Origin of the sequence: Inediibacterium massiliense (genome assembly GCF_001282725.1) — a bacterium.
GTDB classification, from domain to species: domain Bacteria; phylum Bacillota; class Clostridia; order Peptostreptococcales; family Thermotaleaceae; genus Anaerophilus; species Anaerophilus massiliensis.
Genome location: NZ_LN876578.1, coordinates 1 through 1224, shown reverse-complemented (window position 1 = coordinate 1224; position 1224 = coordinate 1). Strand labels below are relative to the sequence as shown.

General features: G+C 27.2%; 1 protein-coding gene. It reads right to left on the bottom strand.

The features are described from left to right. A partial coding sequence (locus BN2409_RS00165) for an S-layer homology domain-containing protein (RefSeq protein WP_207642550.1) occupies positions 1–1180 on the bottom strand: 1180 nt, incomplete at its 3' end. Positions 1181–1224: the final 44 nt, after the last annotated feature.

The following is a 1224-nucleotide window of genomic DNA, read 5'->3' as shown; positions in this document are numbered from 1 at the left end:
TAAATCTTTCTAATTCATTTATACTTGCTTTTTCTTTTCCTTTTTGAGTCAGTACCTTTCCAATAATTGTTGCCATTTCTTCTCTTGTAATTTTTCCATTTGGATCAAATATAGTTTTGCTTCTTCCACTAATGAGTCCATTTTTGTAAGCAGCTTTTACATATGGAGCATACCATTGATTTTCTTTTACATCTGTAAAGCTTAATTTTGTATCTTCTGTATCTAATTGAAGCATTTTTGTAATTAAAGTTGCAAATTCTGCTCTTGTAATAGATGCACTCGGGTCAAATAGCTCTTTACTTCTTCCATTGATGATACCTTTTTGAGCCATTTCTTCTATAGCTTCCTTTGCCCATTCATAATCTTTTAAATCATGAAATCCTATTTTTATTTCTTCTTTTTCTACTTTTTGAGCAAAATATTTGCTAAAATGACTTGTTTCAAAGGTAACCATCTTTGTATCTTGATCATATTGACCACCCATGTTTTCTATAGTTTCCTTATCCTTTAGATAAAATACTTGCACTACTTCTTCTTTTTTAACTTCTCCATTGTATAAAATAGCTACTTTTATTTTTTCTTTAAATTCTTTAATCGGTTTTTCCCCTAAATAAACTGTCAAATCTACTACTGTACTTTCTTTAGGTATAAAAGAATACAATGTATTTTTTTCTATTTCCTTTACATTCAATATAATATTGTCTTTTACTTCCTCAAATGTATTTTGTGTAAGGGTAAACACTGCTTTTTCTGTTTTCACAAGAACTTTTTCTATATTGTTTTCTTTTGCTATTTTTATTGTATTAGCTGGTAAAATGGTTTCTACTTCTTGTTTATTTATATTTGGCATTTGAAGAATCATCTTGCCTTCTATATTCTTAGCTTCTATATGATTTTTATTACATTTTTCTTCTAAGATTTTTACTGTATTTTCTATATCCTTAGCCAATTCCTTTACAGTATTTTCACCTACTACAATAGTTGCTTTTTCTTGTTCTATATTTGCTTTTTCAATTTTTTTTGTACTTGCTTTTTCCAAAGTCTTTTCCATAAGCTTTTGAGTATTTTCTATAATATCTTTTGCATTTTCCTTGCCTATTCCTTTAATTACTTTTCCATTTGCATCTATAAATTCACCTGCTAAAATAGTAACTTCTTTAGAATCATTTATTTTATCCATAAGCTTAATAGTATTTTCTATATTTTCTTTGACTACTTGATTGA